A 25447-nucleotide genomic window follows, 5' to 3' on the forward strand; every position below is an offset into this window, starting at 1 on the left:
TCAATCATGTTATTTAAGCTTTCCATGTCAGGCCTAAAAAGTAAGTTGCGAGATTATATTGTTTTACTTGTTGGTCTTATTGTCTCTATTTCGACTTTTTATATGTTTCAAACGCTAGCATCCAATAAAACGTTCCTTGAATCTAACTCTTCTATTAGGGATATTGTGTCTGTATTTAAAATTGGTTCCTTTTTGTTAGCGGTTATCACATTTTTCTATATTTTATATGCAAACTCTTTCTTATCAGCTCTTCGCCAAAAAGAATTTGGTATGTATATGATGTTAGGAGCAAAAAAGCATAAAGTTACCTTACTTATGTTTATCGAAACAATCATATTAGGTGCCACATCTCTTTTGATTGGAATTACAATTGGTGTAGGACTTGCAGAAGGTATCGGTCAGTTATTAATGAAACAACTCGAGTTTACTGGTGAAGGTTATAAAGCATTTTATCTGCCATCTATCACTATTACTTGCGTCTTCTTCTTTGCACTATTTATAGTATCAGCAATTATGAATAGTATTAAATTATCGCGTATTTCTGTACTGCAACTTGTACATGCAGATGCACAAACAGAACGTGTCGCCGTAAAAGGAAAAATGACAGTTGTAGTTGCATTCCTTGGTATTCTTTTATTAGGTATTGGTTATGCATCACTGATTTATATTTCTCATGCAAATTCGCTAATTGTTTTGGGATTAATGGCCGTTGGATTAATCACAGCAACCGTTGGTACTTACCTTATATTTGGATCACTTCTCCCAGTTATGATTAACAAGCTAAAGAGTAATAAAAAACATAGTGAAAAAGGCCTAAATGCTTTTACTTTTGCACAATTAAATTTCCGCATTAATGGTCTAACAAATGTGCTTGCAACAGTAGCAATCTTAGTGGCTCTTGGTGCTGGTGGAATTGCTTGTGGTATGGCATTTAAAAACAACATCCTAAAAATGACAGATCAAATGCGAATTTACGATTCAGTCATTCATAATCCAACAGCGGAAGAAAAGAAAATTTTGGGTGGTATCTTATTCCAAGAAAAACATGAATATCATTACAAAGTTGATGATAGGTATGTTTATTATCTTAAAGAAGATGTAGAAAAAAATCGCCCTTTCTTGCAAGGTATGAAAATAGAAAAAGTTTCAGAAGGATTACCCATTGGTGCATTTTCAATAAAATGGGTTAAAGGAGAGACCGACACAAAACAATGGATCCAGGCTTTCAGAACGATCCAGCCAAATTATTTATATCCTGATTATGAAATGAAAATTGTAAATCAAAACATATACGATGGGTTGAAGGGTAAAGAAAGTACTGTGTTTATGGGGAAAACAGATGATTTTGGATCATACATAAAAGAATGGAAAAAACTTGATGAATTACAGATAGCAAAATATAAAAATGTGAAAGCGGAAGAATTGGATAGTAAGTATCAAGCGTATATTGTGAGTCATGATTTTGCCAGCGGACTAATGTTTATGGGTTTTTTCGTTGGAGTTGCATTTTTAGCAATGATGGCAAGCTGCTTAATGTTTAAAATTCTATCCGGTGCATCCAAAGATAGTACACGTTATCAAATGCTTCGTAAAATCGGTGTTCGCCGGGAGTTATTAATACAATCGATTTATAAGGAGTTATTCTTTATATTTTTAGTCCCAGCAATTGTGGGTATTGTTCATGTATTAGTTGGTATGAACATGTTCAGCGTTCTTTTGGCTGATCCGTACTTTCGTATTTGGCTACCAATTATTATTTTCGTAGTGATTTACTCGATTTACTATTTGATTACAGTTCAATTGTATAAAGGAATTGTACTTCCGAAAGAAAATTAATGTAATGATATTATTTATACGGAATATCAACATAATCTGCCCCCATTTATTGAACATTCTAAATGGATTTGGAAATAATAAATGGGGTACCACCACATCGCTATCAAGATAATAAAAAGAAATGCCCCCTAGAATGAAAAAATACGCTATTCTTTCTGTAGAATCATAGGAAAGGATGGCGTTTTTTATGTCTGTTTCTGTGTCTGACGAATTACAACTATTTGCTCAAGAGATTCAAAGTTTTTTATCTCCAAATACCTTATGGGATCTTGCTAGAGATGTTGGCTTTGTACAACGAAACCAGTAAGTACCAAGCAAAAGATTTAGTAGCTTTATGTGTATGGTTGAGCCAAAATGTAGCTATGACTTCTTTAACTCAGTTATCTAGCTGTTTAGAAGCATCAACAGAAGTACTCATCAGTCCTGAGGGATTGAATCAACGATTTAATAAAGCGGCCTAATTCAAAAAATGGAACCCGATAGGGTTTATTTCGCATGCAAATCTTTAAATTCTCTACACTTAGCCTTTTAAAAAAGAAATTTCCCATGTAGTATGCAAAGTCTAAGTCTATAAAACTTACCTTTGTTAAATCTTCACTTTTAGCATGATTAGGTACAGGGGCTAGTGTGGAAGCTTCACTCTTGATCGTCATCTCAGAATCTACATCCTGTCGATATGCCCGCTTGGTAAAGCCAATTCCTACATCAATCGCATACAGAGATTTCATACTTTTTTCCTCACTTTCTCTTTTTAGACTTAAATCTAGGCACTCCCTTCTTTCCCTTCTTTCCCTTCTTTCATATATTTCTTTTCATTTTTCGTTTTTTCCCCGTCTATGTCCTTACTATTTTGATTTATTTCGTAATCCTTTTCATCTTTTTTCTTTTTGTTATTTTCGTTTTCTGTTAAATCTTTAATGGTAGAAATGACAACTGGTGTGGCTGTAAGCAGTTGTGGTAATGTTTGTTTTGCAACATTAGCTGCAGTTACAGAGAATTGTTTACTTGTCTCAGTTACCTTCTCCAATGTTTCCTTTATGTTTCCTTCTTGTAGTTTGTCTTTTACGCTTTTTCCTTTTGTTTGTATAGCTTTCCGATTTTCTTTTTTTAATAGGGAGACCATGACTCCGGTCGTAATCCCAATCAAAGCATATTTAAATATTGTATGTTTCATTTTTCTCATCCTTCTCTACTTTTATTTTCTTCAATGCTACAGCCTAAAATATAGTCTATTTCAATCTTTTCTTGAAATAGGAAATTAGCATTACCTTACCTATTTATCAGATGTTGCAATCTATTAGAGGGAATGATAGTTTTGCAGCTGCCTATCACTCGCCATTGGTGTTTCAGCTGTTACTAGGAGTAAAATTCTCCCTTGATCTAGTTTTTCTTCATATAAGTTAGCCTCCTCCTTCGACAACCCCATTTCTTCCATTTGATTTCGGAGTTCGTCACCTTTTTTGGAGAAAAAGTTGATAATACTTGTGCCCAATCCTTGTTCTTTTACTCCAATCGTATTTGTGTTTGTATCATCCGCAATCCTTTTTGTTAGATGTTTTTCATGTGCTAAGACATAAATGTCATCTTGGCGAATCCCTTGCAATTCTAGCTCTTTTACTTTCATAACTACTTCCTGTTCATTTTGATATTCATGAACCACCGGTTTCCTTTCATTCTTATGCATGGTATCTTTCCTCCTTTAGATTTTTTATTTAGTTGTTATGTAATATGTAATACACCTATTTTAAAGATGTTAAACCTAAATTTTCAAAAAACTTAATACAATAGGTTATTAATGTTTTTGAATATCAAAGCGATGTCACGAGAACTTTGCTTTAATAAAAGTGTTACAAATAACGATTTGTTTGGAAGGCAAGCCCCTTATTTTATAGAAAAGTTCTATTTAGAAAAAGTTATAAAAGGAGTACAAGATATTTTTTTCGTTAATTAAATCAAAGGAAAATATAAAAACACTCCTTTTCAAAGAGTGCTTTTAAAAACATATAACCTAATAAAAATGTTTCTATTTTGATTACAGAAAGAAAGTCTTTATTAAAACATATGGTTGCTAATTTAATTACGATCTTCCTTGCACCCAAGCAGCAATATCATTTATAACATACTCAGGTATATTAGCAGGACTATAATATTCATCCGGCTTACTTATTTCCCCATCACCCTCTGTAAAGAAATGATTTAACTTTGGATATAATCGATAATCAACGTTATCTCGTTCTTTTAATTGTTCTTTCCAAAGAGGAATTTCGATTTTTGATTGAACTTGATAGTCTCTTTCTCCTTGAATAATAAGAAGCGGTGTCTTTTGTTCTTTTGACATTTCTGCTGCTTTAATTTTAAGGATAGAATCCCAAAATACTGCTGATCCTAAGTAAAAATCTTTTGGGGGATTCTGACTAGAGAAATTGGGATCATTTAATAATTCAAATTGTGATTTGTAGAATTTATATTCATCTAGGTTCATTGCTCCAATAGAAAAAAGGTACTCAAATTGATCTAAAACAACGTCTTGGATCGTACGAGCTGGCCCTCCCATTACAATTGCCCCAGCAATATTTTGATTTTGGTCTTTTTCAATCATTTTCGGAAGCATCATTCCACCTTGACTATGACCCAGAATATAAATTTGATTCTTATCTATTAAAGGCTCATTTTTAAGAAATTGAGTTACAAGAAGAGCATCATCTGTTGTCTCTTTATCAACTGTATAAAAGGGACTGAATTGTGTTTTCAACCCATGTTCATATGTTCGTTTATTATAGCGAAGGACAGCAATTCCCTTCGATGCAAGACCTTCAGCTAAATCGCGAAATGGTTTTAAAGCAAACGCTGTTTCATCCTGATCAGTTGCTCCAGATCCTTGAACAAGAATAACCGCTGGGAAAGGACCCTTTCCTTTTGGAACAGACAATGTTCCTGGTAATGGAAATGCACCACTTCCAACTACTACTTCTTTATCAACAAATGATTCAGGCTTACTATATGATGGACGCTCTGCAACAGGACTAAACGACATGCTGAGTTGAAAATCGTCTATTTTTCCAGATGGATCTAGTTTTATTAGTAAAGGTACAGTCATTTGTTCAAAAACTAATTGAATCTCCACATTTGTATGAACAGAATTTGTCCCTTTTTGTGTAACCTCTCCAATTTCTATAAAAGAACCTGCTTGTAATTGAACTGGCAGTCCCTCCCAATAGCTCTTCAACCATTCTTTGGATATTATTTTCTGTAATGACCTTGAGGTTAAATCAAATGCAGATTTATAATCTTCACTATTCATATGGCGAATAAATGAAAGAGTAGTAGATATAATAGGATTTTCATCATCACTATTGTCTACTTTTTTTATAGTTGTGTTTGCTTCCTTTAATTTCGAAATAAATTGGTGGTTAAACAGATAATTATATGTATCAGGATATAAGCTTGTTTTCAATACTTCCGTATTCCGTCCCTCATACAAACTTGAAGAACTCGTAAAATTTTCAGGTGAAATTACTTCCTCCGCATATGAGACTGAGGGAATTGTTATTGTACAAATTGCACTGACAAGTAATAACTTATTACTTATTCTTCTTTTCTTACCCATAATTATTGATTCTCCTTTCAAAATTAAAAATTTCTAATACAGTATGCCAACTATAAGGAAAATAAAAATTATCAAAGAGATTAATAATCTATTTTACGATCCCCCTCTCAAGTTAAAAAGCTATCATTAACAAACTTCAATAAAAAATGCCTTCCCCTCTTTTTTTATCATTGGATTTTCCAATGACATAGAAGCACAGCGCTGCATTACATGTAACTGCCCATGGGATTCTCTATTCCAAAAGAAAAAGCACCCGACTAGATGCTTTCTTTAATTGTTCTCACTATAATTTATTTAGATAATTCTCTTATTACTGTAAGATAAATTTATTCTAGTTCCTAAATCCCACTTATTTCTTAATTCACTCATACCAATATAAAACCAAATAACCTACCATCAAAAAATAAAGAAAACAGGTTATTTGGCTATTCATTCCGTAAGCTTAATGCTCAAGTTAATCTTTTTTCACACGGTTAAACTTTATTAAGAAAATCTTAAGGAATTTCCCTCTATATTTATAAGAATTTTTTTTATACTGAATCATGTAAATGAACAAGAGGAGAAACGATCATGAAGAAATTTGTAATTTGCATACTAGGAATAGGCCTCCCTATATACTTACTACCTTTCATATTACGCGGAGATTTAGACAGATTTAATCCGATTGCTGAAGAAAAAAATGTATACGCTATTGCGGAGGAATATGGCGTTCCAGATTACCATCATAAAGGAAGAGCTATGTACTCGCTAAAAGGTGTTGATGAATTAAGGAATGAGAAGGAATATAAAATAGGAACGAACACTCCTAATGATTTTATAAGAAAAACTTACTTAAAAATTCATGTGAAAGGTAAGTATGTCTATTCCTACGACATTATTTCTGAAAAGGACATTCCGGAGAAAATAAGGGGACAATTGGAGATAGCAAATAAATAAAAGAGCCAATTCGTACGAGTTGGCTCTTTATTATCTCTCCCACCTACCGTTAGGCTATCTTCCTACACATGCTTGAGATGGGAGAATCCTTTCGGTAAATTTATTACATTCGCTATCATTGTTTTAATAACCATTCTTCAATTACTTTCACTGTTTCATCTCGTTGTGCTTTTGACGTAATTAAGCTCGCATTATCACCCTTTTGCTCACCATACATGCCAAAATTAGCATGGTTTCCGCCTTTTATCATGTGCATAGTTGCATTCTTTGACATTAACTTTTCATTGTTCTCTATTTTTTCTACAGTTGCTAAAGCATCTACTTCCCCATAAATTGATAACATCGGAAGCGATTTAGTAGAGAAATCATCTGCAGGATACGAACCTAAGAAAATGATCCCGTCTACCTTGTCTTCATGTTGAAAAGCATACTTAGAAATCATAGCTCCCCCCATTGAATGCCCCGCAACATACCATTTTTGAACTTCAGGATACTGTTCAATTACACTGTCTACTGCATTGATTCCAAGTATCGCTAAGTTTAATGGTAACTTAGGCATTACTACAAAATGCCCATCTTTTGCAAGAGCTTCCCCTAAGTAACTATAAGCCTCAACTTCTACTTTAGCTCCTTGATAAAAAATAACCCCTATTTTAGCACCTTTCTCTCCAAATACTATATTCTCTTCATCTTTTTTATCATCCACTAACGACAAAGCCTCTTTCGTTGGTTTATAAGTAAACTGAGACCAAGTCAAAAAAGCAATACTTCCCATAAGTAAAATACCTAGTAAAGAGTACAGAACAATTTTCAACCACTTCTTCACATATATGCCCTCCCTAAGATGTGTATATTCTATACTTTAATTATTATTACTATAATTGTCGAATAATCTTAACTAATAAGTTTAGAAAAAATAATACGAGCCCTGAAATGCCGTTTTAACATAAATTCAATATATTATTTTAAAAAGAAGCTTCATAAGCTAATTAAAATTTTATAAAGAAAAAGCCGATTTCCTTATCGTATAGGAAATCAGCTTTTGGCTTAGTTATTGATTTAGTAATAAAAACACCTTTTTAAGATAACTAAGTTTATACTATAGACGTTGATCTTTCTGGAAGTTTAGACGAAAATGATCTTCATCACTATATACACCGAATTCATACCCTTGCTCTTTATAAAATTTAATAATTTCAGGAAGAGCTTGTAATGTTTGCGCCTTTTCATGCATTAAAACAACTTCTACTTCTTCTGTTGTCTGTTTCTTTACATTTTCGATAATCTGAGTTGGATTATCTTTTAACTTCCAATCATTTGAGTCTATTGTCCAATCCCAAACTTTTATTGCTGCTTCTACAATTTGTTTACGAACTTCCTCTCCCTCTAATCCTGGTGCAGATCCATATGGCGGACGGACCAGTTTAGGAGTTGTACCCGTAATATTATGGATAAGATCTAACGTTTCTTTCATCTCTGGTACAAATTGTCCCTTTTTGTATAGCTTATCACTATTATGTGTCATACTATGTGCACCAATATAATGTCCTTCTTTTACTGCTCGTTTTACATTTTCCTGAAAACCTGTATTTTGTAAATTACTACCTTGCATAAAAAATGTCGAAGCAACATTTTGCTCTTTTAGTACATCTAAAAATTTCCCAGTCAATTCGCTAGGACCGTCATCAAATGTTAAATAGACAACTTTTCCTACCGGTTTTCCATCAGGTCTTTTTTGTTTTGCTGGTGATGTTTCCTTTTTCTTTTCTTGTTGTTGCGTATTAACTTGTTTCATACTTTCATTAGCTACTCCCTTCGCTGGGATAGAGTACCATTTTCCAATTAAAAAGAAAGTGAAAAAGGTCGTTGCTAAAACAACTCCTAGAGATATTATTACCTTAGTTAATCGACTTTTTTTTCTTACTTTGTGATTCTTTCATTATTTTTCGATCCTTTCCCTATTAATTTTCATATTCATTATTTATAAGGCTGAATCATTAGTTTCAACCGGTGTTTACAATAAATAGATTAATAGAGATGGATAAAGATAAAATGCAGATAATGTCGAAATCAGTTAAAGAATAGCGTATTGCATCCACTCTTTAGAAAAATATTTGTTTTTAATTTAAAAACTGGATATACACCAAAAATAAAAAATACTACTCTTCCTAATTAAGATTTAGAAAGAATAGTATTTTTCTATTTGCCTATTTTATTACATCGTAAAATAATTAATAATGCCATCCACAATTCCTTTTTGCGATTTTGCTTGGAATTCTTCTGAATTCATTCTTTTTTCATCACTCGCATTAGATGTAAACCCTAATTCTATTAGGATAGCCGGAGAAGGATTCTCTCGTAAGACAAGAAAATCACTGCCATGAACGCCTCTATCTCTGCTGTCTATATTTTGATCAAAAATAGCTTCTTGTACAATCTTAGCTAATTTTTTATCTTTCCTTTTATTAGATCCATAATGAGTTGTTATTCCCTTTACATTTGTATCCTCAAAAGCATCATGATGAATGCTAATATAAAGATCCGCCGAATGGTCTTTCACTACTTTAACACGCGCTTGTAATTCTTCCTTTTGCATCCGTTCTTTCTTCTAATTCTTTCTTTATATTTTGTGCTACTTTTAAATTAAGCTCTTTTTCAATCGTTCCAAACTTCTTTCCTTTCGTCCCTCTATCTCCTCCACCATGCCCCGGATCAATTACAATAGTTTTTCCTTTTAATCGTAAATCCTCTTTTGATATATTTTTGTGCCCCTTAGCATGTATGAAACTAACACCAGTGCCCATTATTAATATAATAAACAAAAGCAATATCGCACTTTTTTTCATTTTAATAATCTCCTTATCAGCTTTTCATTCCGTTTCTAATGAAAATAGTACTGAATGCTGATAAAGATAAAATGCAGATAATGTCGATTTTGTTTAAAAATGATACTCCATCTTCTGTATTCAAAACACCATATTCCGCGTCATGCAGTTCTAATATATTTTTTGAAATAGCAAGGCCCAATCCTGTTCCACCTTTGGAGCGTTGACGAGACGTATCTCCTCGATAAAAACAATCCCATATTTTCTCTAAATGTTCTAGTTCAATATGTGCTCCTTTATTTTCTACACATACTTTTACACGTTCATTCTCTTCTATTGTAGAAATAATAATATCCTCATGTTCTGGTGTGTAACGAATCGCATTCGTAATAAAGTTAGTAACCACCTGTTCTATTCGATGTGGATTTGCAACAACTTCAATTTTAGAAAGTTGTTTATGCACATGTAATTGCTTAGCTGTTATATCCGAAGTTAATTGCTCACATATATAATCAATCATCTCGTCAATATGGAAAACATCCATTTCCATTTTATACGTACCAGATTCGAATTTTGCTAACTCCAGCATATCAATAATGAGCATATCCATTTTATCTACTTCCTTTGACATTGCTTTAAAGTAATAATCCTTTTTATTACTAGCAACACCATCCTCCAAAATTGAAATACAGCTCTTCATAATACTTAAAGGTGTTTTTAACTCATGTGAAACACCAGCAATAAATTCTTTACGTGTATTTTCTAATTGCTTTTCTTTCTCTATATCTTGCTGCAATTGATGAATATACGAATGCAACGCTTTAGAAAGTGTATTAATATTTTGTGATAAATCACCTATTTCATCCTTTGTAGTAATAGGTATCGTCTCTGAAAAATCTAAGCCTGCGATTTTTTTTGTAGTATCATTTATTTGTAATAGTGGTTTGGCAATTTTCTTTGAGTAATAGAACGATGTCCAAACAATTAAAATCAGTACAAATAGAATTAAATATACATAATAATCCTTTATCATTTGCACAGCTTCATCAACTGGTTGCAATGATGTCATAGCAAATATGTAATTTACCTTACCATCTGCATCTATTGTTGGTTTGATTAATAGTTTATATTTAATATCATTTTCTTCATAATCTCACGTAAAATATCTTCATCTTCTACGATTAATATTGTTCTTTGCATCTTTTATCTTCTCCACGATTTATTTTATCCCGCTTTAATGGGCAGTAAGACCCCCCACCTCAAAATGCAGCGAAAGCAAAGAATTTAGCTGGGGGATCAACTGCCCATAAAAGTCCGATTGGTTCAACTAATAATCAGTGGGGGATGAAGAAAACCCCCACTGATTAAAGTTTCACTTTATTGTTAGGAAGAAATAGTTCATTTTATATGTTAACCAATTATAAATCTTTCACTATTTCCGTCACTACTACATACAACATAGTTATATCAAGATAATAGCGTGACAGTATAAAGATAAAATGCAGAGATAGCCTTACTATTGAAATGCTATTATAATTTTGTAATTGGAATGAATTTGAATCACATAAAGAACCAGAAGAAATAATATTATTTGGAGGTATCACGATGAGCCTTTTAATTAGAGCGTTAGAAACAAATGATTTAGATAATTTCCCGGAGATTGATGACAGTTTTATAGTGAATGCGCGGTTAATTCTTTCTCTTTCAAAAGTAAATAGACGCATAGAATATACAGTAGAAGACGTTCCGAGTTATGAAAAAAGTTATTTACAAAATAATAATGAAGAACTGGCGTGCAATGAATATATAAATAAGCCCAATCAAGTAATTTACATAGCACTGTTACATAACCAAATCATTGGATTCATAGTATTGAAAAAGAATTGGAATCACTATGCTTATATAGAAGATATAACGGTGGATAAAAAATATCGTACACTCGGAGTTGGTAAAAGGTTAGTTGATCAAGCAAAGCAATGGGCAAAAGAAGGAAATATGCCAGGTATCATGCTTGAAACGCAAGATAATAATGTCGCAGCATGTAAATTTTATGAAAAATACGGATTTGTAATTGGTGGATTTGATTTTCTTGTTTATAAAGGTTTGGATATGACAAGTGATGAAGTTGCAATTTATTGGTATATGCATTTCAAATGAGAATAGTTTATAACGTTAAAAAACTCAAAATAAAACCCCAAGGGCTTATATAACCCATCAATACAATTACGGCAATCCATAAATAAGCAATGAAAAAGGCTACAGCTAGTGTTACCACTGCTTTTTCTCTCCCAAGGAGGATTACCAACGTCTTTCTTCCACCTTTAATATCTTCTTCGATATCTCGGATGTTATTCGACATGTTAATTGCACCTACTAAAATTCCAATTGGAATGGAAATCAATACACTTTCAATCGTTATCGTATTCGTTTGAATAAAGAAAGCAATAAGTACAAAACATGTCCCCATTAACAGTCCAGAAACTAATTCTCCAAATGGAGTGTACGCAATTGGTAATGGACCACCTGTATATAAGTAGCCAACCGCCATCCCAATTAAACCAATGACGACTAACCACCAGCTGCTATTCATACAAATATAAATTCCAATAAATGCTGCTACTACATACAATAAAAGCGCAACTGTTAAAACATTTTTTGGTTTCAATCCATGACGGACAATTCCACCACCGATGCCAACTGAATCAGCGGTATCTAATCCACGTTTGAAATCATAGTACTCATTAAATAAATTCGTTGCTATTTGCAACGCTAAACATGCAACCATCATCGCAATAAATAAAAGCCAATGAATTTCTGCAACGTAAAGTGATGCCACTGTCCCTAAAATTACAGGAGAAAACGTCGCCGTTAAAGTATGCGGGCGCGTCATCTTCCATATTAATTTAGCGGAACTAATTTCTTTTTCATTCCCCATAAATCTGTTCAATCTCCGATACGATAAACTTAACTAAATCTATACAATTCAATCAAATTTATCTCGTTCAACTAAGGGCGCAATTCCTTAGCCAGTTCTCTTATGAACTTCTCATATTTTCACATGAGCGCAGACTATATGTTTATCTCTTTAGAGATAGAGGATTTTTCCACCACCATAGGCTTGTGATGTACTCTCGTCAGTTATACGAGATAGTCGTTGAACGTTCATCTTATCCATTTTGACTTAGATGATTCGAGGCGGAAGACCCATTGTTCTAGTGTTTAGGATTTAACCTTACACCATCTGATTGATTTTTTCTGCTTTCGCAACATTCACGCTCGCTATTTCTAGCCACGTTGTAGTTCAATCAGCTTTAGGGATTGCCCGCAGTTAACCCTCACTACTAGCCAATCACTGGACTAGCAGGGCTTACTGATATATTTAATTAACTTTCGTTATAATTGGTTAAATAAATCGTAACAGTTAGTTACCCTACATTTAAGTATAAATTACTAGCAGTATCTTTCTATCTATTTCCTGCCACGCATCTATTATATCAAAAAAAGAATTGGCGATAGAACTTTCATGCTCTTGCTTACACCATAAATTTGCATCAAAATATATTTTTTTCTAATATGGGGGGTACCCCATGCCCATCAAGCTAAGCTTATATTAGTTTAATTTCACGCGAGATTTCTTCTTTTTTCTAAAGATCCCGTGTAAGTTTTTTAAAGAATTGCATATCAAATAAACCCTATTGGGTTTCGATTTTTTGAATTACGCTACATGATTATGAGACATGGAAAAGTTGTAGACGACGTCTAAGATATCAAAGACTGTTTTCTTCTCATACCTATGGGATTTTTGTCCGTTTTTCTGCAAAAGATTGAACAGCCGAAACAATATCTTTGTTAATTCTTGGGTGTCTTTTTGCAAAGATTGATAAATAAGTAAGAAATAATCTTTTATGATATAAGTTGCTTTATATTCGCTTAATTCTCGTTTCTTCTTGATGAGGAGTAGTTGGCGCATTTGAAACATGGTGGAGGAACAAAGAAGGATACTTATTAATTGTCCGTATAAGTGACATTCTAGTCTATCTAATTTTACAGAACTACATTTATGAATACGAAAAAATGTTTTCCATGTTTTAAAGATAAGTTCAATTTGCCATCGTAAGGAGTAAAAATCGTATACTTGCTCTTTTGGCAGATATTCCAATGGAATATTTGTAACGTAAAAGTTAATTGCACTAAGTCGTTTACTGCGTTCTTTATAGGTAATTTGCTTCTTATGCTCTTTAGAAGCTAAATCCTTTTGTCTACGCTTCATTTGCGTTTCAGTTAATTTATACATAATTAGTCTTGCCGGAAGCTTTTGATACATTCCAATATAGATTTCAGGAATTTCATATGTTTCACCTGACTGTAATTGGTCAATAAATTGCTCCATATCTAATTGGATGTACTCAGATTGCTTTTTTATGGTTCCATTTTGAAAGTATTCAGGTTCTTTATTCTTCTGATATATACGTGTATTAAGCTTTAATCGCGAAATAAAATAAGCATCACACTCGCTTATAGTATGTAAATCTTTTAAGTCGAAATATCCTAAATCACGTATACATACATCGTTCGGTTGAAGGGATGTTAAACAAGTAGAAGTATACGTTTTATCATTGTGTTTTCGGGATCCTACATGAACATGAAGAAATTGACCACTTAGTAAATCATACTCTAGTTGAATTTTTACTCCAGCACTTTGACCGCTACCACCTGAACCTTGATATGTAGAAGTGAATTTATCTGGAATTTGAAAATGGGTAGAATCCAAGATGCGGATACGTCGAAAATATTTTGTATACAAAGTTGGAATCTTGCTAGAAGCACAAAATTGTTGGTGAAGTAAATGTGCTAAGAGTTGTTGTAAAAACTGTACAGCTCGAGAATTAAAGCGTTGATTGAGTCCTTCTGGACTCATAGAAATACCTGTGTTAGCTTCTAATCGACTACATAGTTGTGTCAATGAAGTATTTGCTATGTTTTCGCCTAACCAAACACAAAGAGCTACTAAATCTTGCGCACGATATTTACTTTTTCTTTGAACAAATCCTATTTCTCTAGCTAATTGTTCTAAAGCACCAGGTGACATATATCGTTGTAACTCTTTAGAAAACAACTCTAATTTATCAAAAGTCGATAAGTTCATACCAAAAACGCCATCCTTTCCTATGTTTTTACAAAAAGAATAGCGTATTTTTTCATTTTAAGGAAATTTAGTTTTGTTAGCTTGATAGCGATGAGACGGTACCACAAGTTAAAGAATATGTTATTAAAAGTAAGAATTTCTTATTCATTTGAATATATCGGTAAAATATGGTAATATATCAATCTAGTTTAAAAGATGTAAGGGGGAAAAGGTATGCAAATACTATTAATTAGGCACGGGGAATCGGAAGCGGATATTTTAAACGTACATGAAGGAAGAGCAGATTTTGAATTAACGGAAATGGGTAGAAAACAAGTGAAAGGTTTAGTACATAAAGTGAAAAATGACTTTCCACCAGATTTTATATGGGCAAGTACATTAAAGAGGGCGCGAGAAACTGCTGAAACATTAGCGAAAGCAATTGGTTGTCCAGTGAAATTTGAAGAAGAATTAATGGAATTTAATAATGGTATACAGGCTGGCATGTCTTTCGAAGAAGCGAAAAAGTATCCAGAGCCAAAATTTCTTCATGATCGTTTTGAAAATGGGGAATCATTCATTGAGTTTCGAATGAGAATTGAAACGATATTTTCTAAAATTGTGACAGAAAATAAATATGAACGGATTGCAATTGTAGCTCATGGCGGGGTAATTACTAGTATATTACGTGCCTTTTTCCAAATGCCAATTAACATGGATTACTATTTTAAAGTAGGAGATACAGGGATTAGTATGATTGAACTTACGGATAAAGAAAAAGTAATTCATTTTATCAACGATACGAATCACTTAGAATGTATATAGTCGAAGATTCCATTATATAAAGTAAACGTCAAGTAACCCTAAAATATAGTACATCGTAAGTGTATTATATTTTAGGGTTACTTGACATTTGTTTCATTCATCATTTGAAGAAGATATAGTTGAAAAATCAAAAACACATTGGAAAATGGAATAACGTAGCAAATCTTTGTTAGAACTGGTAACGTAACAAAAACAACTCATTTTTTCGTTTTGGGGAAGAATGTATTTCTTAACTTGATGGCGATGGGGGGTACCCCTAATACCCCAGAAGAAAAAGAAGAGGTTGAATCCTTTAACGTACAGGTCGTTCCATATATTATTGTAAAAGATCATGAAAATAACATTCAAAAATCAATTCTTGGATTCAGCACTCAATCATTAGAAGAAGCTATTTTATAATATTGTTTCATCTTCTTTAGATGCTGTTACTTCAGCCAAATCATTAATAAAACATGATACATAAAAGAAAGAGCCAACTCACATGAGTTGGCTCTTTCTTCTCTTATTTTACAAAACTTCAATACTTACACTCCATTGAAAAACAAATAGTTTTTACTTTTGTAACCCATTAATAATTGTATCTGTATTCCATTTCATCATTTTCAAGTAAGTATCTCCATCTTCACCTGTTTTACCTAGTGAGTCTGTAAAAATTGTACCCGCAATCGGTACGTTTGTTTCTTTTGAAACAGTTTCCATACTACGTCGATCTACACTTGTTTCAACAAATAAAGCCGGAACTTTGTTTGTTTGAATTAAACTTACAACATCTCGAATTTGATCTGGTGTACCTTGATTTTCTGAGTTGATTTCCCAAATGTATCCCGTCTTAATTCCATATGCTTTTCCAAAATATTTAAATGCACCTTCACTAGAAATTAAGAAACGTTTTTTCTCTGGGATTTGATGAATTCTGTTCACAGTTTCATCATGTAGCTTTTGAAGTTCCTCTACATACTTGTCGGCATTTTTAGTATAGAACTCTTTATTTTTAGGATCTTCTTTAATTAATGCTTTCTTCACATTTTCAGCATATACAATACCGTTTTTAATATTCATCCATGCATGTGGGTCTGGCTCTTTTTCTAATCCTTTTGTTTCTAAATAAATAGCTTCTACACCTTCACTTACTTTATAAACAGGTGCATCTTTCTCTGATTTATTTGCCGTTTTTAATAGTTTTTTAAACCATGCTCCGCCCTCTTCTAAGTTTAACCCATTGTAAAACACCATATCTGCATCTGTCATTTTCATAACATCTTTCGGTAGTGGATCATATTCATGTGGGTTAGCTCCAATTGGAACAAGACTATGAATCTCAACCTTATCCCCACCAATTTGCTTCACCATATCATATATAATGGAATATGTAGTTACAACTTTTAATTTTCCACTTTTCTCTTCTTTCCCATTTGTGTTACTAGAACACGCTGTTAATGCAAATACGAAAATACAAAGTATTGATAATAAAACATTTTTAAATTTCATTTTTATCCTCCAATCAATTATGACAACTCTGCTCTATTTTTTCTAATTTTGATAGCTCTCCAAAATAAACCTTGTGACGGCGAGAAAAAGAATGCCAATGCGAACAAGAATGTTGCAACGAGAACGATTGTTGCACCTGAAGCAAGATTATACGAGAAACTAAAATATAGCCCTACTACAGATGAAAGTGCACCAATGCCTGCCGCTAAGTAAATCATGACCCATAAACGGTTTGTTAATAAGTACGCTGTAGCCGCTGGTGTAATAAGCATAGCGACAACTAGAATAATTCCCACAGTTTGAAGTGAAGCAACTGTAACCATTGTAAGTAAAATCATTAAACCGTAATGAATCCATTTGTTCGGCAATCCATAACTTTGCGCCATCGTTGGATCAAAAGTGGATACGAGTAGTTCTTTATAAAACAAAATCACAAGACCAATAATGACAACTCCAATAATAAGTGTCATCCACATATCGGAAGAGCGAACTGATAGAACATTCCCAAATAAAATATGATACAAATCCGAACTACTCTTCATAAAGGTAATTAAAATAATCCCTATAGCGAAAACAGATGTAAACATAATCCCTATCGCCATATCATGTTTAATTCGACTATTTTGACTTACAAATCCAATTCCAACTGCAGTAATAACACCTGTTAAAACCGCCCCTATAAAATAGTTCATACCAATCATATAAGAAAGGGCTACGCCTGGAAGAACAGCATGTGAAATGGCATCTCCCATTAAAGCCATACCTCGTAAAATAATAAAACATCCAATTACGCCGCAAATAACTCCTACCATAACGGAAGTTAATAACGCTTTCTGCAGAAAACCGTACTGCATTAATGCATCTATAAATTCTACAATCTTCATGATGAATGTACCTCCGCTGCATTATTAAACAATATGCCGTGATTTACATACGCTTTTGACATAACAGTTGGTTCTAATACTTGCCTTACTTCTCCGTAATGAATTAAGCTCTTATTCAATAATAGTAATTTATCAAAATAGGACTCTGCTTTACTTAGGTCGTGATGTACAACAACAATTGTTTTTCCTTCTTTACGTAATTCTCTAAGGATTTTAATAATTGTCTCTTCACTTGTTACATCAATTCCAACAAATGGTTCATCTAGGAAAAATATCTCTGCCTTTTGTGCTAACGCCCTCGCTAAAAAGACACGTTGTTGTTGTCCGCCTGAAAGCTCACCAATTTGACGATTTTTAAACTCTTCCATTCCGACCTTTTTTAAACATTCAAAAGCCCAATCCCGATGCTCTTTCTTCGGTCTTTTCATCATACCTAAAGATGGATACGTTCCAATTAGCACGACATCTATAACTGTGATCGGGAAGTCCCAATCTATATCACTCCTTTGCGGTACGTATGCAACATGTTTTCTAGCGCTCCGAATATCCTCCCCAAGAACTTGAACGTATCCCTTATCATTTGGAATTAAATCTAAAACAGCTTTCATTAAAGTAGATTTTCCCGCTCCGTTTGGACCAATAATTCCAACGAGTTTCCCTTTTTCAATATCGAAGGAAACATTTTGAACGACTTGATTCCCTTGGTAAGATACAAATAAATCTTTGACAATTATAGCCTCATCCATTTTTTATGCATTCCCCTTTCTTTTTTTCGTATATGTAATTATTTTGCACTAAGGCAACTTTCAAACAAAAAAAATATAATACGAATGTAAATTTACATAAAAGTTTCCTTCGGGAAACTTTTTTATATGAGTCAAATTATATAAGCTAGATGCAAATTTGTAAACTGCTTTTTATTACTTTATGAATATATTGTGAAAAGTTGCCTCTAAAAAACAAAAATATCAAACTTTTCTAAATTCATTTTTGACACACATATTAGCCAATGCTAATATGAATAAAGAATAACATATTAGTAATTACTAATACGAATGGAGAGAATACAATTGTGCAACTCAAATGATTCAGATGTAAAAGCCAAGTTCATCCGTGGCTTTGCTGATAAAACAAGATTACAAATTCTTCAATGTATGATGGATGGCGAAAAAACAGTATCTGAAATTGTGGAAATCACTCAAGGAAATCAGTCAAACATATCTCAGCACCTAAACTGTTTAAAAGGATGCGGAATCATTCTAGGCAGACAAGAAGGAAAATACGTCCACTATTCCTTACGTAATAAGCAAATTGAACAGTTACTCACTATGTTTGATGTTGTTTTTCATGAAGTACAAAATGAAGTAGCGTCATGTGATAAAAACGATGCTTGTTTATCTCAAAAAGGAGAAAACGATCATGACAGATAAGAAGGAAAAACAAACTTCATCATGTTGTTCTTCAAAAAAAGAGATTCCGATTGTTCCTATCGCAAAGGAAACCTCTTGTTGTAGTACTGAAAAAGAAATAATAATAGAAACTTCGTCATGTTGCTCCTCTAATAAAGAGATTCCGGTTGTTCCTATCACGAAGGAAACCTCTTGTTGTAGTGGAAACAATGATTCTATAAAAACAGAAAATAGTTCTTCCTGCTGTTCATCTGAATTAGCTCTAGAAAAAGAACAAACAAAATCAAAGTCTTCTTGCTGTAGTGATAGCTCATGCGAAGACACGTCACCTCTTCTTGCTACTCAGAAAATATCTGGAGATGGCGTACAAACATATCTTGTGGAAGGAATGGATTGCGGTGCATGTGCCTTAACAATCGAAAAGCATCTGCAAAATGTTTCAGGCGTAGAAGAAGTTCGAGTAAACTTTGCTACTGGAAAAATGCATATTCGTCATGACCGTGATGTGGATGACATTATAAAAGAAGTGTCTAACGCAGGATTTGCGGCTTCCTTGGCAGGATTTCGTAGAGGGGCCGCTCCTGTTCAAAAAGCTAAAAATACAACTTTGATTCTCTCAGGATTATTTTTAGCTTTAGGGTTTGGAGGAAGTTTTACAAACATATCCCCTCTTCTTATTACACTTCTCTATGCGGCGAGTATTGGTATCTGTGGTTATAAGCCTGCTAAAAGTGCCTTTTATGCAATTAGAAGTAAATCACTTGATATGAACGTTCTTATGATATCAGCTGCAATTGGTGCTGCATTAATTGGTCAATGGCTAGAAGGTGCAACCGTTGTTTGGCTATTTGCATTAGGAGCAACTTTACAAAATAAATCAATTGAACGTACACGGGAATCTATTCGCGGACTGATTGATTTAGCACCGTCAGAAGCTTGGGTAAAAGTCGGAACTGAACTTATAAAAAAATCTGTAGATGATATTGCAGTGCATACAAAGATCGTTGTAAAACCCGGTGAAAAGATCCCATTAGACGGCACAGTTATAGGAGGCACTTCTACTGTAAACCAAGCTCCGATAACTGGTGAATCTATCCCAATTGATAAACAAATTGGTGATTCCGTATATGCGGGGACGATAAATGAGGAAGGTTCACTTGAAATCACGGTAACTAAACTTGTTGAGGATACTACGTTATCTCGAATTATCCACCTTGTAGAGGAAGCGCAGGAAAAGAAAGCACCGACAGAAGCATTTGTGGATCGTTTCGCAAAAATCTATACACCTATCGTTTTTGTATTAGCAATTGGTGTCATGCTCATCCCTCCCCTTCTTGGTATGGGCGACTGGATGGAATGGATTTATAAAGGCTTAGAACTTCTTGTTGTTGCGTGTCCTTGTGCTTTAGTTATCTCTACTCCTGTTGCGATCGTATCTGCAATAGGAAATGCCGCAAGAAACGGTGTACTCATTAAAGGTGGTACTGCACTAGAAATTGCAGGTGCATTAAATGCTATTGCGTTTGATAAAACAGGTACATTGACTGAAGGAAAACCAAAAGTAATGCATGTGCGAAGCTTACATTGTACGGAAGATGAATTACTATCCATTGCCGCAACAATTGAAGAATATTCTAATCATCCAATTGCAAAAGCCATTACAGCGTATGCGAAAGAACACCAATCTTCTCTTCAAAGTGGAACAGATTTCCGCGCCATTGTAGGAAAAGGTGCGCAGGTCACGATAGACGGCGAAACATACTACGCCGGAAATAAAGCATTATATGAAGATTTTGGGGTTTCACTTCAAATATGGAACGAACCGATCGGGGAGATGCAAAGAATTGGTCAAACCGTAATACTTGTTGGAACGAACAAAGGAATTTTAGGAATGATTTCAGTAGCAGATTCTATTCGCTCTACTACTTATGAAACGATTCAAGAATTAAAACGAGCAAGTATTCAGGAAACTGTTATGTTAACAGGAGACAACGAAGGAACAGCTGAACATATTGCACAGAAAGCAAAAGTAGATCGTTATTTTGCTAACTTACTTCCAGAAGATAAAGTGCAATCTGTAAAACAACTTCAATCTGAAGGAAAAATAGTAGCTATGATTGGGGACGGTATTAATGATGCCCCTGCCCTTGCTACTGCAAATCTAGGAATTGCCATGGGCGGTGCTGGAACTGATACAGCAATGGAAACGGCAGATATTGTATTAATGGCAGATAATCTTGAAAAACTTCCGTATACGATGAAACTTAGCCGGAAAGCATTGCACATTATTAAACAAAATATATGGTTCTCATTACTTATTAAATTTATTGCCCTTGCCTTTATCTTCCCAGGGTGGCTTACTCTTTGGATGGCTGTACTAAGTGATACAGGCGCTGCGCTTATTGTAATCCTAAACAGTATGCGTTTATTAAGAAACAAATAATAAGATGCGGGGCTACCTAATAGCTCCGTACCTTAAATAAATTTTGAAAGGATGTACATATGAAAAAAATGCGGGTCATTACATTACTTATGCTTATTTCTATCATTACGATTTTAGGAGCATGTAGTGATAATAAATTAAGAGATTCACTGGGTTGGGATGTAGAAAAGTTTACGTTTACAGATCAAAATGGAAAAAAGTTTGGTTCATCTGAATTGAAGGATAAAGTTTGGGTAGCCGATTTTATTTTTACAAGTTGTGAAACTGTTTGCCCTCCTATGACAGCTAATATGGCAAAACTTCAAAACATGTTGCAAAAAGAAGGTATTAAAGATGTAGAGTTTGTATCGTTTAGTGTAGATCCTGAAGTGGACACACCTGAAAAAATAACAGAGTTTATGAAAGTATATGAAATGGATGCGAAGCGAACTCATTTTTTAACAGGGTATACACGACCAGAAATTGAAAAGTTTGCAAAAGATAACTTCCAAACACTTGTAACGAAACCAGAAAACAATACACAAGTTATACATGGTACAAGCTTTTATCTTGTAGATAAAGATGGGAAAGTTGTGAAGAAGTACTCAGGCCTTCAAAACACACCGTACGAAGATATGATTCGTGATATTAAAAGAATTCGCTAAATAAAAACCGCTTATTATGTTTCTATTAAACTTTAAAAATCCGAGGTGTTTACATGAAAAAAAGGCAAAGTTCTCACATGAAATTATTGTTCGTTGTCACATTAATCATTTTCGCTGCTGTTACAGCTTTCGTCGTTTTAAATAAAGAAGATAAAGTTGCGACAAATAAAGTAATAAAAGATTTACCCCCTATCGGCAAACAACCTACTTTAGGAAAAGAAGATGCACCAGTCTCTATTATTGAGTTTGGCGACTTTAAATGTCCTGCTTGTAAAGCATGGGGTGAGCGTATCTTCCCTCAGCTTCAAAAAGACTATATCGATACAGGAAAAATTAAATTTTCATATGTAAATGTTTTATTCCACGGAACAGAATCTAAATTGTCTGCTTTAGCTGCTGAATCTGTTTATAAACAAGACCCACAAGCATATTGGAGCTTCCATAAAGAATTATTTAACGCACAGCCAGCAAATCACGATGATCCATGGATTACTCCTGAAAAACTATTAGAAATTGCGAAAACATATACACCAAGTATTAATACTGTTCAACTTGAAGAAGATTTGAAAAAACAAACAGCGCAAGAAGAAGTAAATAAAGATGAAAAATTAACACAAGATTACGGTGTAGAACAAACACCGAGCATTGTCATAAATGGAACGATGTTGTCTGATCCTTATGATTATGAACAAATCAAAAATTTAATTGAAAAAGCATTAAAGGACAAAAAATGATGAATACAACAAATAAGAATTTTGAATGGCGTAATTACACTTTATATTTTGCATGGATTGTATCAATGATAGCGACACTAGGTAGTCTATTTTTCAGTGAGATCCTTGGATTCGTACCGTGTGAATTGTGTTGGTACCAACGAATTATGATGTATCCGCTCTGTATTATTTTAGGCATTGCAACGTTCTATAATGAAAAAAACATAAAAAAATATGTATTACCAATTTCTATTATCGGCGGGAGTATTTCAATTTATCACTATGCAATACAAAAGATCCCTGGTGTTTCAGAGATTAACCCATGCGTGCAAGGTGTTCCTTGTAATGTTGATTATATTAATTGGTTAGGGTTTATAACGATCCCCTTCTTAGCGTTAATTGCTTTTTCTTTCATTACTTTGTTTATGGTGTTAACGAGATCGAATGAATAAAAACATTATGTAAAGGTAGCTCTACAGAGAGGAGACTGTATGATGTCAAAGATCGTACCTATATTTTTATTAGTAAGTCTATTAATTGGCTGTAGTTCCATTAATGATTCTTCACCTACTAAGAACGACAACACACAAAATCAATTACAAGAAACAAAGAATAATGATGAACATTTTAAAGGTGATACATTAGAAACAACAGCTACTGTAGAATCTCTTCCTTCTTTCTTATCATCAACTAAAAATGGACAAGTCTCACAAATTTATGAAATGGTAGGAAAAGATATCGAACTCTTACAATGGATTCCTTGTTATTGTGGGTGTGATGAAAACTCAGGACATATAAGTAATAAAGATTGTTTTATCCGTGAAATGAAAGAAAACGGTCAAGTTACATGGAATTCACACGCTATGAATCACGCAGAGTGTGTAGATATCGCTTTCCAAGCTGTTTTAATGAAACAAAATGGAGCATCTCCTTTAAAAATTCGAGAAAACATTGATAAACAATATAAAAAAGACGGTGTAAAAGCTACTCCAACGCCGATGCCAAGTGCTTAACATAATAAAATTATTTATTACTAAAAAAACAGCCCAATCGATTGCTGTTTTTTTAGTAATTGATTGCTGCTATTTTCCCAAGCAATAATGGGACTTCTCTAGTCAGGCACATAAAGTTTATTTATTTCATATTCTCTTCGTATTATGCAACAACCTCAAATTTCAATGTGTTTCGATTTACTACGATATATTCACCTTTTGATTTATTCATTACTAGAGAGACTTCTTTAGTATGTGTTACTTCAAAACTATCATTTTGTATATCCACCAATAATTTTACTTCCACATCACTTTTTCCATATTTCAAGCCACTATAAGATAATTTCGTCATTGTTATCATCCCTTTTTTATATTACCTATTTCTATTATACTATACATTATTGAAACTTATAAAAAAGCAACAATCTTTACGAAAAAGCCTACCCAAATGAACTGGCTCTTTCTCCACTTAACAATGAAGACAATCTTTCGCCTCTTATTTTATAGCCTTTCAAATGTTCCTTTAATCCCCTCCCATCATCTAATACATTCATCGTCTTTTTAACAAAATTCCAATTCAAACTACCAGATAACCATAGTAATGAAGAAAGTCTTTTATACTCGTTTAAAGTTAAAATATTACTAGCTTTATACCCTTCTAAAAATGCACTAGCAACACTCGAACATACTTCATGAGACTGTATTCCTTTTGTTCGAGAATACCATTTTATTATAAAGGCTAGTCCTTCAATACGATCTACATACCCAATAGATTCAAAATCTACAATTCCTTTTACACATTGACTTGAGTTCCATATAACATTTAAAGGATTTAAATCTGTCTGTACAATAAACTCTAAATCACTCGCATGTGCGCATTCTATATGATATTTAGCTAGATCTATATACCCCCGCAACTCTTTACATGTACTGCCCTTATTTTCTAACAGCTTTATAAAATCACTATATCCATCTAAATGAGATTTTTTTTGAAAAATCGAGCTTTGAAATGTACTAGAAATATCATGTATCTTTCTCGCTTCCTTTCCAAAGGATTCTGCGATAGTTTCTGTACAATGAGTAATATGTTCCCCTTCAATCCAAGTAGACAATACAAACCGGTACTGTTCACCATTCCAAGTAACAAATGTAAATGACTCTCCCGCCCTATTCTCCTTAATCTGCATAAATGGTATTCCATGCTCTCGTAAATAATAGGTAAACCGTACTTGCTCTTTCAATTGTTCATTTGATAACGTCCCAAAGGCTGGATTGCTTATTCGATTGCTATTTATAAACCGTGCGGAATACCGATTTCCATTTACCATGATTTTATAGTGTAGATCTGTATGCCAGCTATTTTTATGTAATTCTTCTTCCACTATTAGTGTATGAATTTCTTTAAAATAATTCATTAATATATCTTTTATTATGTGTTTCATACTATTCTCCTTACATGTAAAAACTTTTAAGATAAGAGGTTTGTAACACCCGCCTAATTTACTCAAACGGAAAATAATAACCTACATAATTAAACACATTTGTAAAAATCATTCTTGTTTAATTCAGAAATCATACGTTACACCGCCTTCCTGAAACTGTTCTATTATAACAGAATATTCCTTATTTGTTCTGGTAGTTGGTTTAAACCGCTGCATTAAGTAAATGGATATATAATGAAATATATAGTAAAAAAGAGCGAACCTCCTGATAGAAGGTT

23 protein-coding genes and 6 pseudogenes are annotated in these 25447 nt (G+C 33.4%); 13 read left to right on the top strand and 16 right to left on the bottom strand.

The genetic code is table 11. From position 1 onward, the window contains the following. Positions 1–6: 6 nt before the first annotated feature. Both JFU23_RS03170 and JFU23_RS03175 read left to right on the top strand, forming a co-directional pair. Positions 7–1836, top strand: a complete 1830-nt coding sequence (locus JFU23_RS03170) for an FtsX-like permease family protein (protein ID WP_201031348.1) — start codon at positions 7–9, stop codon at positions 1834–1836. Between the two features lie 187 nt (positions 1837–2023). Next, positions 2024–2294, top strand: a pseudogene (locus tag JFU23_RS03175) (IS4 family transposase); the annotation flags it as partial. A gap of 81 nt (positions 2295–2375) precedes the next feature. Here the strand turns inward: JFU23_RS03175 and JFU23_RS03180 are convergent. The 3 genes and pseudogenes from JFU23_RS03180 to JFU23_RS03190 form a co-directional block, all read right to left on the bottom strand. After that, positions 2376–2564: pseudogene (locus JFU23_RS03180) on the bottom strand (ParM/StbA family protein); the annotation flags it as partial. Between the two features lie 35 nt (positions 2565–2599). Next, positions 2600–3010 carry a peptidase U61 gene (locus tag JFU23_RS03185; protein ID WP_201031349.1) on the bottom strand — a complete coding sequence of 137 codons (411 nt, stop codon included), beginning with the start codon at positions 3008–3010 and terminating at the stop codon, positions 2600–2602. 123 nt (positions 3011–3133) lie between these two features. Continuing rightward, complete coding sequence (locus tag JFU23_RS03190; protein ID WP_201031350.1) at positions 3134–3520, bottom strand: YflT domain-containing protein; 387 nt, start codon at positions 3518–3520, stop codon at positions 3134–3136. Between the two features lie 111 nt (positions 3521–3631). Between JFU23_RS03190 and JFU23_RS30425 the strand changes: the two genes are divergently transcribed. Next, positions 3632–3787 carry an acyl dehydratase gene (locus tag JFU23_RS30425; protein ID WP_242483480.1) on the top strand — a complete coding sequence of 52 codons (156 nt, stop codon included), beginning with the start codon at positions 3632–3634 and terminating at the stop codon, positions 3785–3787. Between the two features lie 126 nt (positions 3788–3913). Here the strand turns inward: JFU23_RS30425 and JFU23_RS03195 are convergent, their stop codons facing one another. Next, complete coding sequence (locus JFU23_RS03195; protein WP_201031351.1) at positions 3914–5443, bottom strand: alpha/beta hydrolase; 1530 nt, start codon at positions 5441–5443, stop codon at positions 3914–3916. Positions 5444–6013: 570 nt separating this feature from the next. Here JFU23_RS03195 and JFU23_RS03200 point away from each other — a divergent pair. Next, positions 6014–6379, top strand: coding sequence for a YxeA family protein (locus JFU23_RS03200; protein ID WP_201031352.1), 366 nt, complete (start codon positions 6014–6016; stop codon positions 6377–6379). A gap of 115 nt (positions 6380–6494) precedes the next feature. Here JFU23_RS03200 and JFU23_RS03205 read toward each other — a convergent pair whose 3' ends face one another. The 5 genes and pseudogenes from JFU23_RS03205 to JFU23_RS30430 all read right to left on the bottom strand — a co-directional run. Further along, the gene (locus JFU23_RS03205; protein WP_201031353.1) at positions 6495–7205 is read right to left on the bottom strand and encodes an alpha/beta hydrolase; all 711 of its coding nucleotides are present in this window, start codon (positions 7203–7205) and stop codon (positions 6495–6497) included. Positions 7206–7478: 273 nt separating this feature from the next. Next, on the bottom strand, positions 7479–8174 hold the full coding sequence (locus JFU23_RS03210) for a polysaccharide deacetylase family protein (protein WP_207192172.1): 696 nt from the start codon (positions 8172–8174) through the stop codon (positions 7479–7481). A 420-nt stretch (positions 8175–8594) separates the two neighbouring features. Continuing rightward, positions 8595–9225: pseudogene (locus tag JFU23_RS03215) on the bottom strand (N-acetylmuramoyl-L-alanine amidase family protein). 16 nt (positions 9226–9241) lie between these two features. After that, positions 9242–10357: pseudogene (locus JFU23_RS03220) on the bottom strand (sensor histidine kinase); the annotation flags it as partial. Further along, positions 10324–10404 (bottom strand): annotated as a pseudogene (locus JFU23_RS30430) (DNA-binding response regulator); the annotation flags it as partial. The pseudogenes JFU23_RS03220 and JFU23_RS30430, both read right to left, overlap by 34 nt. A 405-nt stretch (positions 10405–10809) precedes the next feature. Here JFU23_RS30430 and satA point away from each other — a divergent pair. Continuing rightward, positions 10810–11361, top strand: coding sequence for a streptothricin N-acetyltransferase SatA (satA, locus tag JFU23_RS03225; RefSeq protein ID WP_201031354.1), 552 nt, complete (start codon positions 10810–10812; stop codon positions 11359–11361). A gap of 10 nt (positions 11362–11371) precedes the next feature. Here satA and JFU23_RS03230 read toward each other — a convergent pair. Together JFU23_RS03230 and JFU23_RS03235 are read right to left on the bottom strand one after the other, a co-directional pair. Continuing rightward, positions 11372–12139 (bottom strand): annotated as a pseudogene (locus JFU23_RS03230) (1,4-dihydroxy-2-naphthoate polyprenyltransferase); the annotation flags it as partial. Positions 12140–12919: 780 nt separating this feature from the next. Further along, the gene (locus JFU23_RS03235) at positions 12920–14350 is read right to left on the bottom strand and encodes an IS4 family transposase (RefSeq protein ID WP_201031355.1); all 1431 of its coding nucleotides are present in this window, start codon (positions 14348–14350) and stop codon (positions 12920–12922) included. Positions 14351–14563: 213 nt separating this feature from the next. Between JFU23_RS03235 and JFU23_RS03240 the strand changes: the two genes are divergently transcribed. Then, positions 14564–15154, top strand: a complete 591-nt coding sequence (locus JFU23_RS03240; RefSeq protein WP_048543746.1) for a histidine phosphatase family protein — start codon at positions 14564–14566, stop codon at positions 15152–15154. Between the two features lie 243 nt (positions 15155–15397). Further along, a complete protein-coding gene (locus JFU23_RS03245) occupies positions 15398–15553 on the top strand; it encodes a hypothetical protein (RefSeq protein WP_207200011.1) in 156 nt (51 codons plus the stop codon). Positions 15554–15706: 153 nt separating this feature from the next. Here JFU23_RS03245 and mntA read toward each other — a convergent pair whose 3' ends face one another. Genes mntA through JFU23_RS03260 form a run of 3 tightly spaced genes read right to left on the bottom strand, consistent with a single transcriptional unit; the run spans position 15707 to position 18272 of the window. Further along, entirely contained in the window at positions 15707–16642 is a 936-nt protein-coding gene (mntA, locus tag JFU23_RS03250) for a manganese ABC transporter substrate-binding protein/adhesin MntA (protein ID WP_201031356.1), read from the bottom strand. Between the two features lie 17 nt (positions 16643–16659). Further along, complete coding sequence (locus tag JFU23_RS03255) at positions 16660–17526, bottom strand: metal ABC transporter permease (protein WP_048525430.1); 867 nt, start codon at positions 17524–17526, stop codon at positions 16660–16662. Further along, entirely contained in the window at positions 17523–18272 is a 750-nt protein-coding gene (locus JFU23_RS03260; protein WP_063217969.1) for a metal ABC transporter ATP-binding protein, read from the bottom strand. Before JFU23_RS03260 ends, JFU23_RS03255 begins: the two co-directional genes overlap by 4 nt. Before the next feature lie 324 nt (positions 18273–18596). Here JFU23_RS03260 and JFU23_RS03265 point away from each other — a divergent pair, with 324 nt between their 5' ends. From JFU23_RS03265 to JFU23_RS03290, 6 genes are read left to right on the top strand one after another with little or no spacing between them, the layout of a single operon-like run. Further along, positions 18597–18956 carry an ArsR/SmtB family transcription factor gene (locus JFU23_RS03265; protein ID WP_098273952.1) on the top strand — a complete coding sequence of 120 codons (360 nt, stop codon included), beginning with the start codon at positions 18597–18599 and terminating at the stop codon, positions 18954–18956. Continuing rightward, the gene (locus JFU23_RS03270; protein WP_201031357.1) at positions 18946–21378 is read left to right on the top strand and encodes a heavy metal translocating P-type ATPase; all 2433 of its coding nucleotides are present in this window, start codon (positions 18946–18948) and stop codon (positions 21376–21378) included. The genes JFU23_RS03265 and JFU23_RS03270 overlap by 11 nt, the downstream gene beginning before the upstream one ends. Before the next feature lie 59 nt (positions 21379–21437). Next, positions 21438–22022 carry an SCO family protein gene (locus JFU23_RS03275; RefSeq protein WP_201031358.1) on the top strand — a complete coding sequence of 195 codons (585 nt, stop codon included), beginning with the start codon at positions 21438–21440 and terminating at the stop codon, positions 22020–22022. Between the two features lie 53 nt (positions 22023–22075). Next, entirely contained in the window at positions 22076–22756 is a 681-nt protein-coding gene (locus JFU23_RS03280; RefSeq protein ID WP_201031359.1) for a DsbA family protein, read from the top strand. After that, positions 22753–23187, top strand: a complete 435-nt coding sequence (locus JFU23_RS03285; RefSeq protein ID WP_201031360.1) for a disulfide oxidoreductase — start codon at positions 22753–22755, stop codon at positions 23185–23187. The genes JFU23_RS03280 and JFU23_RS03285 overlap by 4 nt, the downstream gene beginning before the upstream one ends. Before the next feature lie 42 nt (positions 23188–23229). Beyond that, positions 23230–23748, top strand: coding sequence for a PCYCGC motif-containing (lipo)protein (locus JFU23_RS03290; protein ID WP_201031361.1), 519 nt, complete (start codon positions 23230–23232; stop codon positions 23746–23748). 142 nt (positions 23749–23890) lie between these two features. On the opposite strand, the gene JFU23_RS03295 is transcribed toward JFU23_RS03290, so the two are convergent. Together JFU23_RS03295 and JFU23_RS03300 are read right to left on the bottom strand one after the other, a co-directional pair. Then, the gene (locus JFU23_RS03295; RefSeq protein WP_201031362.1) at positions 23891–24079 is read right to left on the bottom strand and encodes a hypothetical protein; all 189 of its coding nucleotides are present in this window, start codon (positions 24077–24079) and stop codon (positions 23891–23893) included. An 88-nt stretch (positions 24080–24167) separates the two neighbouring features. Next, on the bottom strand, positions 24168–25169 hold the full coding sequence (locus JFU23_RS03300) for a phosphotransferase (protein ID WP_201031363.1): 1002 nt from the start codon (positions 25167–25169) through the stop codon (positions 24168–24170). Positions 25170–25447 lie beyond the last annotated feature (278 nt).

Source organism: Bacillus sp. TH50 (genome assembly GCF_016650565.1).
In the GTDB taxonomy this organism is placed as follows: Bacteria; Bacillota; Bacilli; order Bacillales; family Bacillaceae_G; genus Bacillus_A; species Bacillus_A mycoides.

Coding starts and splice junctions, on each gene's coding strand:
- JFU23_RS03170 (WP_201031348.1), top strand. CDS start 7: ATGTTATTTAAGCTTTCCATGTCAGGCCTAAAAAGTAAGTTGCGAGAT.
- JFU23_RS03185 (WP_201031349.1), bottom strand. CDS start 3,010: ATGAAACATACAATATTTAAATATGCTTTGATTGGGATTACGACCGGA.
- JFU23_RS03190 (WP_201031350.1), bottom strand. CDS start 3,520: ATGCATAAGAATGAAAGGAAACCGGTGGTTCATGAATATCAAAATGAA.
- JFU23_RS30425 (WP_242483480.1), top strand. CDS start 3,632: ATGTTTTTGAATATCAAAGCGATGTCACGAGAACTTTGCTTTAATAAA.
- JFU23_RS03195 (WP_201031351.1), bottom strand. CDS start 5,443: ATGGGTAAGAAAAGAAGAATAAGTAATAAGTTATTACTTGTCAGTGCA.
- JFU23_RS03200 (WP_201031352.1), top strand. CDS start 6,014: ATGAAGAAATTTGTAATTTGCATACTAGGAATAGGCCTCCCTATATAC.
- JFU23_RS03210 (WP_207192172.1), bottom strand. CDS start 8,174: ATGAAACAAGTTAATACGCAACAACAAGAAAAGAAAAAGGAAACATCA.
- satA (WP_201031354.1), top strand. CDS start 10,810: ATGAGCCTTTTAATTAGAGCGTTAGAAACAAATGATTTAGATAATTTC.
- JFU23_RS03235 (WP_201031355.1), bottom strand. CDS start 14,350: ATGAACTTATCGACTTTTGATAAATTAGAGTTGTTTTCTAAAGAGTTA.
- JFU23_RS03240 (WP_048543746.1), top strand. CDS start 14,564: ATGCAAATACTATTAATTAGGCACGGGGAATCGGAAGCGGATATTTTA.
- JFU23_RS03245 (WP_207200011.1), top strand. CDS start 15,398: ATGGGGGGTACCCCTAATACCCCAGAAGAAAAAGAAGAGGTTGAATCC.
- mntA (WP_201031356.1), bottom strand. CDS start 16,642: ATGAAATTTAAAAATGTTTTATTATCAATACTTTGTATTTTCGTATTT.
- JFU23_RS03255 (WP_048525430.1), bottom strand. CDS start 17,526: ATGAAGATTGTAGAATTTATAGATGCATTAATGCAGTACGGTTTTCTG.
- JFU23_RS03260 (WP_063217969.1), bottom strand. CDS start 18,272: ATGGATGAGGCTATAATTGTCAAAGATTTATTTGTATCTTACCAAGGG.
- JFU23_RS03270 (WP_201031357.1), top strand. CDS start 18,946: ATGACAGATAAGAAGGAAAAACAAACTTCATCATGTTGTTCTTCAAAA.
- JFU23_RS03275 (WP_201031358.1), top strand. CDS start 21,438: ATGAAAAAAATGCGGGTCATTACATTACTTATGCTTATTTCTATCATT.
- JFU23_RS03280 (WP_201031359.1), top strand. CDS start 22,076: ATGAAAAAAAGGCAAAGTTCTCACATGAAATTATTGTTCGTTGTCACA.
- JFU23_RS03285 (WP_201031360.1), top strand. CDS start 22,753: ATGATGAATACAACAAATAAGAATTTTGAATGGCGTAATTACACTTTA.
- JFU23_RS03290 (WP_201031361.1), top strand. CDS start 23,230: ATGTCAAAGATCGTACCTATATTTTTATTAGTAAGTCTATTAATTGGC.
- JFU23_RS03295 (WP_201031362.1), bottom strand. CDS start 24,079: ATGACGAAATTATCTTATAGTGGCTTGAAATATGGAAAAAGTGATGTG.
- JFU23_RS03300 (WP_201031363.1), bottom strand. CDS start 25,169: ATGAAACACATAATAAAAGATATATTAATGAATTATTTTAAAGAAATT.